Source organism: Empedobacter sp. EJD.6dd (assembly GCF_057369435.1).
Map to the genome: position 1 here is coordinate 326846 of NZ_CM170667.1, position 12892 is coordinate 339737.

The window sequence follows — 12892 nt, forward strand, 5'->3', positions numbered from 1 at the left end:
TATGAAAAAAAGAATAGCCATTATTGGATCTGGATTTTCTGGTTTATCAGCTGCTGCTTATACAGCAAAAGAAGGACATGAAGTACATGTATTTGAAAAACATAATCAGCCAGGCGGAAGAGCAAGACAATTAAAAACAGAAGAAGGTTATGTATTTGATATGGGACCTAGTTGGTATTGGATGCCAGATGTTATACAAGATTTCTTTGAGGATTTTGGTTATGCCACTTCTTCTTTTTTTGAATTGATATCGTTAAATCCTCAATTTGAGATGATTTTTTCTAACGAAAAATTAGATGTACCTGAAAATTTTGAAGCACTAAAAGAAACCTTCGAAAAAATAGAGAAAGGAGCTAGTTTTCAATTAGAAAACTTTATGAAATCTGCCAAATTTAAATATGAAGTAGGAATGAAGGATTTTGTACATAAACCTTGTACTAATTGGACTGAATTTGTATCTATTAAAATTGCTAAAAATGCTTTGAAATTGGATTTACTTTCTAATTTCAGAGCATATGTTGCACGATATTTTAAAGATAAGAAATTGAGAGCTTTGATGGAGTTCCCAGTTATATTTTTGGGCGCATCTCCTGAAAAGATTCCTGCATTGTATAGTTTGATGAATTATGGCGGTTATGTATTAGGTACTTATTATCCTAAAGGAGGTTTTTATCAGCTGGTATTAGCAATGAAAAAAGTAGCAGAAGAACAAGGGGCGCACTTTCATTTTAATTGTAATGTTGATAAAATAAATGTAAAAGATAAAAGTGTAAGTTCACTTGTAATAAATGGTGAAATCTATGAATTTGATGAAGTGATTGCTTCTTCTGATTATCATCATACAGAAACACTTTTGAACGCAGAATATAGAAATTATACGGCTGACTATTGGGAAGAAAGAACATTTGCTCCATCTAGTCTGATTTTTTATCTTGGTTTTAATGAAACTATTCCGCATTTAAAACATCATACACTATTCTTTGAGCATGAATTAGATCTACATATAGATAGCATATACGAAAAGAAAAGATGGCCTGAAAAACCTTTGTTTTATGCTTGTTGTCCATCAAAAACTGATCATTCTGTTGCACCAGAAGGGAAAGAAAATTTGTTTTTGCTAATGCCGATTGCAACAGGAATAGATGACAATGAATTTGTGCGTCAGAAGTATTTAATGGAAATGCTTTCACGATTAGAAAAGCATACAGGTGTTGTAGATTTGCAATCTAAAATTGACTTTAAAAGAAGTTATTGTGTCAAAGATTTTGTGTCCGATTATAATGCTTATGGTGGTAATGCTTATGGATTGGCTAATACACTTAATCAAACAGCAGTACTAAAACCTAAAATAAGAAATAAAAAGCTAAAGAATTTATTTTATACTGGTCAGTTAACTGTTCCTGGACCAGGAGTTCCTCCCTCTATTATATCTGGTAAAATAGTGGCCAATGAGATCAACAAAATAAAAAATTAAATCCGTATGAAACAATTATTTGATGAGCTTTCTTATTCGGTGAGTAAGATGACAACTCAAAAATATAGCACAAGTTTTTCTTTGGGTATTCTTGCCTTAAAACCTTCTATTCGATCGGCTATTTATGCGATTTATGGTTATGTAAGGTTGGCAGATGAAATCGTAGATAGTTTTCATGGATATAACAAAGAGAAACTTTTAAAAAGATTGAGAAAAGAAACTTTGCATGCATTAAATGAGAGGATATCGCTTAACCCCATCTTACAATCATTTCAAGAGACTGTAAATAATTATAAGATTGATAAAGAGCTTATCGATCAGTTTTTGAGTAGTATGGAAATGGACTTGCAACAAATAGAATATGACTCGGACTTATACAAAACCTATATTTTAGGTTCTGCTGAGGTAGTAGGACTCATGTGTTTACAGGTTTTTACAGATGGTAATAAAGATAAGTATGCAGAATTAAAACCTTATGCGATGAAATTGGGCTCTGCTTTTCAGAAAATTAATTTTCTTCGAGATTTAAAAGAGGATTATCATATTTTGGGAAGAACTTATTTTCCGAATGTGGATATAAGTGGTTTTGATAATAAGATAAAATACGCAATTGAAAAAGAAATAGAAGAAGAATTTGATGAAGCGTTGATTGGGATTAAAAAACTTCCAGCTTCTTCAATTTTTGGTGTTTATCTAGCATATAAATACTATCTTTCTTTGTTTAAGAAGATCAAAAAAAAATCATCCAAAGAAATTTTAAATGGAAGAATTAGAATAGCTAATTCTGAAAAAGTTTTTGTTGCGTTTAAAAGTTACATAAGATATAAAGCTGCTTGGTTATGATTAAAATGTTAGGGTTTCTCATGGTGGGATTTATAGGTTTTATAAATCAAACTGAGGTAGTTCTAGAAGAGCTAAGGGCTAATTATGCTAAGTTATCTAATGACAAAGAATTATGTGCAAATGTAATAGTTGAATTGGACCATATAAAAAATATATCTGCTATTTATTTGGGGTATTTAGGTGGTGCTCAAACAATTAATTCCAAGCACGTGTCTAATCCTTTAAATAAACTTAAAACATTTAATAAAGGTAAAAAGAATATAGAGGAGGCTATACGTATAGAACCTGAAAATTTAGAATTGCGATTCATTCGGCTATCGATACAAAAAAACGCACCCTCATTTTTGAACTACTATTCAAAGGTTGAAGAAGATACGCAAATCTTATCGGAAAACAGGCATAAAATATCGTCTATAAATTTGCGTAGAAATATTGAAAAAATTTTAAACGAATAAGTGATGAAGTACCGTTTGTATAGAGAACAACAGCTGTATTGTGATATTGATACAGCTTGGCGATTTTTTTCTTCTCCAATGAATCTTTCGGAAATTACACCAAAAGATATGGCTTTTACAGTTTTGTCAGAAGATCAGGATCAGCCAATTTTTGAAGGTATGCTCATCAATTATAGTGTGTCACCACTATTGGGTATTCCTTTGAAATGGCAGACAAAGATTATTCAAGTAGATCTGCAGCAAAGCTTTACAGATTTTCAACAAAAAGGACCATATAAATATTGGAAACATTTTCATGAATTTATTCCCAATGAAAAGGGGATTTTAATGAAAGATACAGTAGAATACGAGCTTCCTTTTGGAGTTTTTGGAAATGTTGTTCATTCTCTTTTGGTGAAAAAAAAATTGAATAAAATATTTGATTATCGTCATCAAGTCTTAAAGCAATTATTTAATAAGTAGGTGTATGAATTTATTTTTGGTGTTGCTAGTATTTGTGTTTATGGAGCCTGTTACATGGTTTATTCATAAATATGTGATGCATGGATTTTTATGGTTTCTCCACAAAGATCATCATGACCATAGCCATAAAGGATCAGTTGAAAAAAACGATTATTTTTTTGTGATATTTGCGATTCCGACTATTGCTTTGATGTATTTTGGTTCGCTCAATAGTTATAATTACTTATTTTTTGTTGGGGTAGGAATTATGCTATATGGTATGGCTTATTTTTTTGTGCATGATGTTTTTATTCATCAACGACTGAAATGTTTTACTCGAGTAAAAAACCCTTATTTTATGGCTCTACGAAGGGCTCATAAACAACATCATAAACACCTTAGTAAAGAAAATGGAGAATGTTTTGGATTTCTTTATGTTCCTTTCAAATATTTTAAAATGTATTTTAATTCTACTCAAAAATGATGTCTTATACTTATATTTTGATTTTATTTTTTACAATAATTATTTGTTTCTTATCATCCTTTGATTCTCGTATTCTTTTTCACCGTCATTTTGGAGCCTTTTTTAAGGCAGCACTTGTTGTAGCTGTTCCATTTATTGCATGGGATATTTGGTTTACATCTAAAGGAGTGTGGTGGTTTAATACAGATTATACACTTGGTTTTTTTATAGGAGGTCTACCTTTAGAAGAATGGTTGTTTTTTATTTGTATACCATTTTCGTGCATATTTACCTATTTCTGCTTTGATAAATTTTTTAAATTAGATTGGCTTTCCTGTTTTAATAACCTGATTGTTTTTTTTAGTGTGATTGTTTGTTCAATCGTCGCTTTACTTTATTATGATAGAATTTATACCCTATTAACAGCTGTTATAACATTGGTTGTTTTACTGTACTTACACTTTGTTCGTTGTGTAGATTGGATAGGAAAAGCTTCGTTTGTTTTCACTATTCTTATGCTTGGTTTCTTTCCTGTAAATGGTATTCTAACAGGTACAGGATTAGAGTCGCCAATTGTAAATTATAATCCTGATGATTTTTTGGGAATCAGAATGGGAACTATACCAATAGAAGATGCTGTGTATGGATATACGCAATTTCTTTTAGTTCTCTATTTTTTTAAACAATTTAAATCAAAATCTCATGAAAATGAAAAATAAAATACTATTGAAAACAGCTTGTATAGGATTGTTAATATTTTCCAATTCATGTTCCTCTATTCCTAAAAAGGCAGAAGCTGTTCGAAATTTTGAAGTTGATCGATATTTAGGTACTTGGTTTGAAATCGCTCGTTTAGATTTTCGTTTCGAGAAAAACTTGGATAATGTCTCCGCTAACTACACTTTTGATAAAAAAGGAAATCTGGTGGTTTCAAATAGCGGATTTAATAAGGATAAACAAGTATGGAAGCAAGCTATAGGTAAAGCAAAATTTAGAGACGGTAAGCAAATAGGAAAGCTAAAAGTAAGCTTCTTTGGACCTTTCTATGCTGGATATAACGTAATTGCTTTGGATGAAAACTATCAATATGCATTGGTTATAGGTAAAAATCTAAATTACTTATGGATTTTGTCTCGGACGAAAGATATTCCAGATAATATTAAAACAAACTTTCTTGCATTAGCTTCAGAAATTGGTTATGATATATCCAATTTGATTTGGGTAGAACATAATCGAAATGATAATCCATTTTTAAATGAAAAATAAAATTTCCATTTTTTGGTTTCGAAGAGATCTTCGTTTAGAAGATAATGTTGGGCTGTACCACGCTCTTTCATCTGGAATTCCTGTGTTACCTATTTTTATTTTTGATGAAGATATTCTACGACAACTGGATGACAAGAAAGATAGGAGGGTGGATTATATTCATCAAGCGCTTCAAAATATTAATGATCAATTAAAATCCTTTGGGACAAGTCTCCATGTATATTATGGTGATCCTTTCAAAATTTTTCAGCAACTTTCTACAGAGTTTGCTATTCATTCTATATTTTGTAATCGTGATTATGAACCTTTGACAATTAAAAGAGATACTTCGATTTACAATTATTTTAAGTTATATAACATTTCGTTTAAAGCATTTAAAGATCAGGTAATTTTTGACAAGAAAGATATTTTAAAGAAAGATAGTTCTCCTTATACAGTATATACGCCGTATGCAAAAAAATGGAAACAAATTTTGAAAACAGAAGATTATAAATGTTATAAGCCTGATTACAGTAAATTTTTGAAAACAGAATTCAAAACGATTCTTTCACTGAAAGAAATTGGTTTTTTAAAAACATCAATTTTATTCAAACAGCCAAAGCTAGATAAGGAAATTATTCAAAATTACCATAAATATAGGGATCATCCTGCTTTACAATGTACGACCCAATTAGGTATAGCTCTTAGATTTGGAACGATTAGTGTACGAAAATGTGTTGCGTTAGCGATAGAGCTAAATGAAACATGGCTCAATGAATTAATTTGGAGAGAATTTTTTATGCAAATACTCTACCATTTTCCATATGTTGTTCACCAACCTTTTAAAGCTAAATACAATGAAATAAAATGGAGAAATAATGAACAAGAATTTAAGCTGTGGTGCGATGGAAAAACAGGTTATCCTATTGTAGATGCAGGAATGAGAGAACTTAATCAAACTGGTTTTATGCATAATAGAGTAAGAATGATAACTGCAAGTTTTTTATGCAAACATCTACTCATCGATTGGCGGTGGGGCGAGGCTTATTTTGCGTCAAAACTAAACGATTATGATTTGTCTGCAAACAACGGAAATTGGCAATGGGTCGCTGGATCAGGTTGTGATGCAGCTCCTTATTTCAGAGTCTTTAATCCAACACTTCAGACAGAAAAATTTGATAAAGAATATCTTTACATCAAAAAGTGGGTCTCAGAATTTGAAACTGATGATTATCCTTCTCCTATAGTTGCTCATAATTTTGCTCGAAACAGAGTTTTAAGCATTTTTAACGAAGCATTTAAGAAGTAAAATGAAAGAATAATAATGATTTAAAATATTAAACGATTATAATATATTTTTCCACATTTTCTGCTTCTGAAGAATTAATTTCAAAACTTCACTAGAAGGTATCTACATCCATACTGAAATTTCAAGCTGGATTCAATTATGCACCTTATTGTCTTTAGTAAAAGTGAGGTTTGTAAAAACTTTCTATCAAAGATTTAGATTAAAAAAAATTAGTAACCATAAAAGTAAATAAATTGAGTAAAAAAGGAATATTATTAGTTAATTTAGGATCACCTAAATCTACATCCGTAAATGACGTAAAAGAGTATCTTGGAGAGTTTTTAATGGATGAAAGAGTTATTGACTATAATTGGATTTTAAGAACACTTTTAGTAAAAGGAATTATATTAAACACAAGACCTTCAAAATCCGCACAAGCTTATGAGAAAATTTGGACAGATGCGGGATCTCCTTTAATAGTCATTACTGAAAAAATAAAAAATAAATTACAAAATATTGTTGATATTCCTGTTGAAATAGGAATGAGATATGCTGAGCCTAGTATAGAAAATGGAATTTCTAAACTAGTTGAGAAAGGTGTAGATAAAATTGTATTATTTCCATTGTATCCTCAATATGCTATGAGTACAACAGAATCTGTAGTTGTAAAAACAGAAAAAGTAAGAAAAGAGAAATTTCCATCTATTAAAATAAATTATGTGGAACCATTTTATAATAAAGATATATATATAGATTGTCTTGTTGAAAGTATAAAAGACAAGTTTTCGAATGATTTTGATGGGCTGTTATTTTCTTACCACGGTATCCCAGAAAGACATATTTATAAAACAGATCCTACAAGGACTTGTAATTTAAGTGACTGTTGTGATAGAGAATTTAATCCAAGTCATCAATTCTGTTATCGTCATCAATGTTTTGAGACAACAAAAAAAGTTATAGAAAAATTAAATTTATCTCGCGAAAAAACAATTGTTTCATTTCAATCTAGACTAGGAAAAGATAAATGGATTGAGCCATATACAGATTCTACTTTAAAAGTTTTACCATCAAAAGGAATAAAAAAATTGGCAGTTGTTTGCCCTGCATTTGTATCTGATTGTTTGGAAACTCTAGAGGAAATAGCAATGGAAGGAAAAGAAATATTTATTGATAATGGGGGAGAAGCTTATGAGTATATTTCATGTCTAAATGATAATGATTCATGGATACATGTAATCAAATCTTTATGTGAAGAAAAAATAGATGATTTTTATTTATTATAATCTTAAACATTTAACAATTATAGATTAAATTCAAATATTCTACATAGACTTTTAATTGTTATAAGTGATTCTATAATGTAGGGTTATTATTGTGGGTACGTCCTGTAATCTTCCCCAAAAAAAAGCTACGATTACAGTTGTAGAATTTTCTCTCTTTATACTTGGTATCCGTGCTATAAAAAAATAGAAAATAAGTTCATTGAAATAAAATAGTATCATGTCAACAAAATACAAAGCAACCGATAGTAGCAGTGTATATTTTATAACCATAACAACAGTAGAATTGTATAGATAAAGTCACGGATTGCAAATCCGCGACATCGGGATAAATTAATAAAATATGGTAAAACGAGCAATGGAAACCAACGTTATAAATGTAAAAATTGTCAAAAAACAAGAGTTGAAATTTATAGTTACAATGCTTATCTCACAACAATAAATTACAATATTGTTCAGCTGACAAAAGAAGGTTTGGGTATAAGAAGTACAGCTCGTTATTTAAAAATCTCAACAACCATGGTGTACAAAAAGTATTCATATTTTAACGAAATATTAGTAATATCCGATAAAAGAATCAGTCTTATTTATTACAATTTAATATTATTGGTTAAATAATTCTTGATTTGTTTTGCTCTTTAATGATATAAATAATTTGTTTTTGAATCCAAACAGGTACATATTTCAATTGCTTTTAAATAACCTGTTCGTCTATGTCAAAGTACAGAATTTAATATTTGTATGAAGTAAATAAATTAAAATAAAAATTTAAAATCAAGTCCCTTATTTGGTTTAATTACTTTTTCAAATTTTTCAATTTCTTCATTCAGTTGAGAAGAGTATTCTTTTTTCATAAAATCTCTGAAAATAGATATGTCATCTTTTTCTCTAGTTTCAATTAAAGCCTCGATATAATCTACTTTAGATTCTGAATTAACGATTGCTAGAGGGAGGTTGTAATATTGTTGATGTAAATCGTCAGCAAAAAGTGGACATCTAAGACCTAAAATTTAAGCTAGTGTTTTAAAAAGCATTAACTTTAATTATGGCAAATTCAAAAAAGAAAACTCCTGAAAAATTTGTAAAAGATATTCGTCAAAACACAAGACGAATATTTACAGCGGAACAAAAGATTTTAATTGTAATGGAAGCCTTACGTGCTGAGATTTCAATAGCTGAACTTTGCCGCAAATATGCTATTTCACAATCTCAATTTTATAAGTGGAATAAAGAATTTTTAGAAGCTGGTAAAAAACGATTGTCTGGAGATATTACACGAGAAGCAACAAGTGGATGTAAGTGATTTACGCAAAGAGAATCAGCGTTTAAAAGAGATTGTAGCTGATTTAGTTGTTCGCTATGATATCGTAAAAAAAACCTTGGATTCGTTGGATTAAAGACAAAATTCAAGAAATATATGCGATTATCAGCAAGTGAAAAACACGAAATCATACAGATTGTAACTCGATCAGAAATTGGGGTTAAACGAACTTTAGAGGAGTTTGGAATTGCCCGAAGCACCTTCTATAAATGGTATTCAAATTATTTAGAAAATGGTTTTGAAGGTTTAGAATCTAAACGCCATTCAATTCATCGAAAATGGAATAGTATTCCTGAATCTCAGAAAGATTTAATTGTAGAATTAGCTCTAGATTATCCAGAGTTATCTGCTAGAGAACTGGCTTTCAAAATGACTGATGAATTAGGAATTTATATTTCAGAATCGAGTGTTTATCGAATATTGAAGCAACGAGATTTAATTTCTGCTCCCAATCATATTTTAATTGTAGCAGCGAATGAATTTAAAGATAAAACAAATTTTGTTCATCAAATGTGGCAAACCGATTTTACTTATTTTAAAATTATTGGATGGGGATGGTATTATTTGAGCACAATTTTAGACGATTACAGTCGATATATTATTCATTGGGAATTGTGTAGCTCCATGAAAGCTGAAGATGTGAAAAGAACTGTAAAAACAGCAATTGAAAAAGCGAAATTAAAGACGAAACAGAAACCAAAATTATTATCGGATAATAGACCTTGTTATGTGTCAAGTGAATTAAAAGATTACTTGAAAAATACGCAAAAAATGAAGCATGTAAGAGGAAAACCACTACATCCACAAACACAAGGAAAAATCGAAAGGTATCATAGAACAATGAAAAATGTAGTGAAATTAGATCATTATTATCATCCTGATGAGCTGAAAGAAGCTCTAAATAAGTTTGTAGAAAATTATAACAATTCTAGGTATCATGAGGCTTTGAACAACCTTACACCTTCGGATGTTTATTTTGGTAGAGCAGATAAAATTTTGGAACAAAGAGCAATTATTAAACAACAAACAATTGCAAAAAGAAGGCAGTTGTATTTTCAAGAAAAAATAATAAATTTATAAACCAAACACTCTCTTAATTTTTAGAAAGAGGTGTCTAAATTATTTTGACAACGTACAATCAAAACGCCTTATACTTTAAAAATCAAGCGTTCGACCTATAAAAGTAGAGCCGTTTTAAGTGTTGACCAAATCGCTCTACTCTACAGCAATTGCATCAGCTTAGAAGAAACGATGATTTTAAACCTGTGTTATGGTTGTGGTTTAAGACGAACAGAAGTTGAAAGGCTGTGTGTAGAAGATATTCATTTAACTGAAAAACGCTTATATGTTCGAAGTGGAAAAGGAAAGAAAAGACGTGTTATTCCGCTTACAAAAAAGCTTGTAGAGGATTTTAAACTTTACCAGGATAAAACAAAAAAAAGACGAAATGATGAACCAATTTTACTGCTCAATTCAAACGGAAAACCAATGAGCGGAAACAAAATTTATACAGTTTTTTGTGGTGTTTTAACTCGCTGTGGATTAGATAAACAGGGATTTAGCTTACATAATTTACGTCATAGTATTGCATCTCATTTACTTGAAAATGAAATGACCGTGGAAATGGTTCGGGATTTTTTAGGACATGATTTACTGCGTACCACACAGATTTACACGAAAATTAAACCGTATGACTTTAGAAGATTATCTTGAAAAACAGCTCAATAAAAGTACCGTTAGCAATTATTTATATGAAATCAATCGGTTCAAAAAATACGCTCCTAATCACGAAAAATGCCACTATCCACAGTTGATGCACTACGTCGGGATTTTACGGAATCGTTATCAACCTAAAACCATTAAACGTGTGGTCTACGCCCTTCAAAAATACTATGATTATCTGATTGAAATAGACGTTAGAAAAGACAATCCTGCTCACTTTATCAAGCTTCGGGATGCCAAACCAACAGCCGTACAATTACAGGATTTATGGACGGATAAAGAACTGAAAACCTTACTTGAACCACGAAAAGAACGTTACCCTATTTTAGCCAAACGCAATCAAATTATACTGAGTTTATTCGTTCATCAAGCCGTTTTGGTCAAGGAAATCACCCAAATTCTACTCGAAGATATCGACCTCGAAAAAGCAGAAATCTACATCCGTGAAACAGGCATAACCAACAGCAGAACCTTACCCTTAAAAGCAGAACAAATCCTTTTATTTTATCAGTATTTACAGGAAGATAGACCCGAATTAGAGCGTACAAAACAGCCGTACTTTATCCTCAATAAATTAGGAAGTCCAACTACTTCAGACGATATTAATTACCTTTTATCGACTTATCAAAAACAATATGAAAAACGATTAACTTCGGTTAAAATCAGACAAAGTGTGATTACCAATTTACTCAGTCAAGGACATAATCTTAGGGCGGTTCAACTATTTTGTGGACATAAATTTTTAGACACCACAGAGAAATACAAACAATCTGGAATCAAAGCCTTACAAGATGCTATCGACAAGCATCATCCTTTACAATAGTCTTTTTTCTTTCAATTGAAAAAAACTACAACAAAACAAGTCATTTTTCGGATTATTTTGGCTATTTACGAAGTGCAAACATAAAATAAATTATAGGCTGACAATGCCTATAATGAACGGTATTTTATGTTAAATAGCTTACCTTGTTTTTTGCTGGCGTAAATGAACGGGGAGCGCGGAGTGAATGTCTTTTTGTATCAAAAAGCAGGACAGCAAAAAAGAAGGGAAAAATAAAAACCGAAAAATGGCTTGGCTTATCCTTTAAAAAATCTTTTTTTTCAATTGAAATTTATTATATTTGAATGATAATGAGGCGTTCATTAAAACAGATGTAGAGCTGAAAATTTGAAGTGTATAGGGATGTAGGAATACAAATACAACGGTAAAGAACTACAAGAGGATCTAAGCTTAAACTTATACGACTACGGCGCAAGAAACTACGACCCTGCAATTGGACGTTGGATGAATATAGATCCTTTAGCGGAAAGTTTTTATGATGATTCTCCTTTTACTTACGCTCTTAATAACCCTGTTTACTTTATAGACCCTACAGGAATGTCTTCGGAACCTAACGATGTAGAAGAAACCGATTGTAGTGTAAAAGGTTCTTGTGTTCAACTTGCTGAAGTTGTAGTTACTGCAAAAAGTAATAGAAGTGATTTTTTTGGATATAACTTCGGTAGTACCAATCTTCGAAATAATTCTAATGCTCTACATAGAGCTATTTATACTACTCCTGCTACTAAAGATATTGATAATAGTATTAATGAAGTTGTAAAAATGGCTAACCCTGCTTTTGCAGCAGTTCTCATAGCAGATGATCTAAGTAAAGGCAAAGAAGTTGAAAAAGAAGAATATTTAGCTGTTATTCCAGCTTTTAGAATTTTTAAAGTAACTAAATACGGTACTATTATTCAAAAAACTATACCTGTTGTTCAAAAAAGTTTAACAAAAGCTGGTAACATTATTGGAAAAGGAGGATACACTGCAGCTGGAAGAGCTTTAATGAAACATAGTTCTAGAATAGATAGTAAATTTCCTAAAGCTATAGGTAGTAGGGAGGCTATTAATTCTCAAGGAGAAGCTGTTTTACAAGGTATTATTTCTCATCCTAATGTTGAAAAAGTAATAAGACATCATGCTAAATTTGGAGAGATAATGGAGCTAAGAGTTCCTGGAGGTCAGGGAGTAAGATTTACATCTGATGCAAAGAAACTTATAGGATTTTTAGAGTAATGGAAAAATTTAAAATAGAAATAACAAGTGTTCCTGATAGAGAAGAACTTGTAGCAGAGATTTGGTATAATGAATTTTTAATTTGTGAAATAAATCAAGAAAGTGAATTCTTAGAGATAGAATTTTATATTGATAATAAAATATCATTTAATTTATATAATTTTCTATCTATTTTAGAGCAAGCAAAAAAAAAATTAGTAGGTGATTAACATAAATAATGATTTAGAATATGGCAATATAACAACACATTATTGGTCGTGTTCCAAATGTGTTGTTATCTCACAACATATTAATTCACAAT

The 12892-nt window shown here is 30.5% G+C and carries 12 protein-coding genes and 3 pseudogenes; all 15 read left to right on the forward strand.

Translation table 11 applies throughout. From position 1 onward, the window contains the following. Position 1: 1 nt before the first annotated feature. The 15 genes and pseudogenes from AC2I98_RS01540 (at position 2) to AC2I98_RS01610 (ending at position 12800) form a co-directional block, all read left to right on the forward strand. The gene (locus AC2I98_RS01540) at positions 2 to 1474 is read left to right on the forward strand and encodes a phytoene desaturase family protein (protein ID WP_486412887.1); all 1473 of its coding nucleotides are present in this window, start codon (positions 2 to 4) and stop codon (positions 1472 to 1474) included. A 6-nt stretch (positions 1475 to 1480) separates the two neighbouring features. Beyond that, on the forward strand, positions 1481 to 2317 hold the full coding sequence (locus AC2I98_RS01545) for a phytoene/squalene synthase family protein (RefSeq protein ID WP_125350625.1): 837 nt from the start codon (positions 1481 to 1483) through the stop codon (positions 2315 to 2317). Continuing rightward, complete coding sequence (locus AC2I98_RS01550) at positions 2314 to 2772, forward strand: hypothetical protein (RefSeq protein ID WP_486412888.1); 459 nt, start codon at positions 2314 to 2316, stop codon at positions 2770 to 2772. The genes AC2I98_RS01545 and AC2I98_RS01550 overlap by 4 nt, the downstream gene beginning before the upstream one ends. A gap of 3 nt (positions 2773 to 2775) precedes the next feature. Then, positions 2776 to 3234, forward strand: coding sequence for an SRPBCC family protein (locus tag AC2I98_RS01555; RefSeq protein ID WP_225539249.1), 459 nt, complete (start codon positions 2776 to 2778; stop codon positions 3232 to 3234). A 4-nt stretch (positions 3235 to 3238) separates the two neighbouring features. Then, positions 3239 to 3697 (forward strand): sterol desaturase family protein, encoded by a 459-nt coding sequence (locus AC2I98_RS01560; protein ID WP_486412889.1) that lies wholly within the window; start codon positions 3239 to 3241, stop codon positions 3695 to 3697. Further along, positions 3697 to 4395 (forward strand): lycopene cyclase domain-containing protein, encoded by a 699-nt coding sequence (locus tag AC2I98_RS01565; protein ID WP_486412890.1) that lies wholly within the window; start codon positions 3697 to 3699, stop codon positions 4393 to 4395. The genes AC2I98_RS01560 and AC2I98_RS01565 overlap by 1 nt, the downstream gene beginning before the upstream one ends. Continuing rightward, positions 4385 to 4942 (forward strand): lipocalin family protein, encoded by a 558-nt coding sequence (locus AC2I98_RS01570; protein WP_125350630.1) that lies wholly within the window; start codon positions 4385 to 4387, stop codon positions 4940 to 4942. Before AC2I98_RS01565 ends, AC2I98_RS01570 begins: the two co-directional genes overlap by 11 nt. Then, complete coding sequence (locus AC2I98_RS01575; RefSeq protein ID WP_486412891.1) at positions 4932 to 6230, forward strand: cryptochrome/photolyase family protein; 1299 nt, start codon at positions 4932 to 4934, stop codon at positions 6228 to 6230. The genes AC2I98_RS01570 and AC2I98_RS01575 overlap by 11 nt, the downstream gene beginning before the upstream one ends. A gap of 233 nt (positions 6231 to 6463) precedes the next feature. Beyond that, on the forward strand, positions 6464 to 7492 hold the full coding sequence (gene hemH, locus AC2I98_RS01580; RefSeq protein WP_486412892.1) for a ferrochelatase: 1029 nt from the start codon (positions 6464 to 6466) through the stop codon (positions 7490 to 7492). Between the two features lie 291 nt (positions 7493 to 7783). After that, positions 7784 to 8023: pseudogene (locus tag AC2I98_RS01585) on the forward strand (IS1/IS1595 family N-terminal zinc-binding domain-containing protein); the annotation flags it as partial. Between the two features lie 511 nt (positions 8024 to 8534). After that, positions 8535 to 9890: pseudogene (locus tag AC2I98_RS01590) on the forward strand (IS3 family transposase). Between the two features lie 81 nt (positions 9891 to 9971). Next, positions 9972 to 10523: a tyrosine-type recombinase/integrase gene (locus tag AC2I98_RS01595; protein WP_486414098.1), complete on the forward strand. Its 552-nt coding sequence runs from the start codon at positions 9972 to 9974 to the stop codon at positions 10521 to 10523. After that, the gene (locus AC2I98_RS01600) at positions 10501 to 11355 is read left to right on the forward strand and encodes a tyrosine-type recombinase/integrase (protein ID WP_486412893.1); all 855 of its coding nucleotides are present in this window, start codon (positions 10501 to 10503) and stop codon (positions 11353 to 11355) included. Before AC2I98_RS01595 ends, AC2I98_RS01600 begins: the two co-directional genes overlap by 23 nt. A 429-nt stretch (positions 11356 to 11784) precedes the next feature. Then, a pseudogene (locus AC2I98_RS01605) lies at positions 11785 to 12591 on the forward strand (RHS repeat domain-containing protein); the annotation flags it as partial. After that, positions 12591 to 12800 carry a hypothetical protein gene (locus tag AC2I98_RS01610; RefSeq protein WP_486412894.1) on the forward strand — a complete coding sequence of 70 codons (210 nt, stop codon included), beginning with the start codon at positions 12591 to 12593 and terminating at the stop codon, positions 12798 to 12800. The pseudogene AC2I98_RS01605 and the gene AC2I98_RS01610, both read left to right, overlap by 1 nt. Positions 12801 to 12892: the final 92 nt, after the last annotated feature.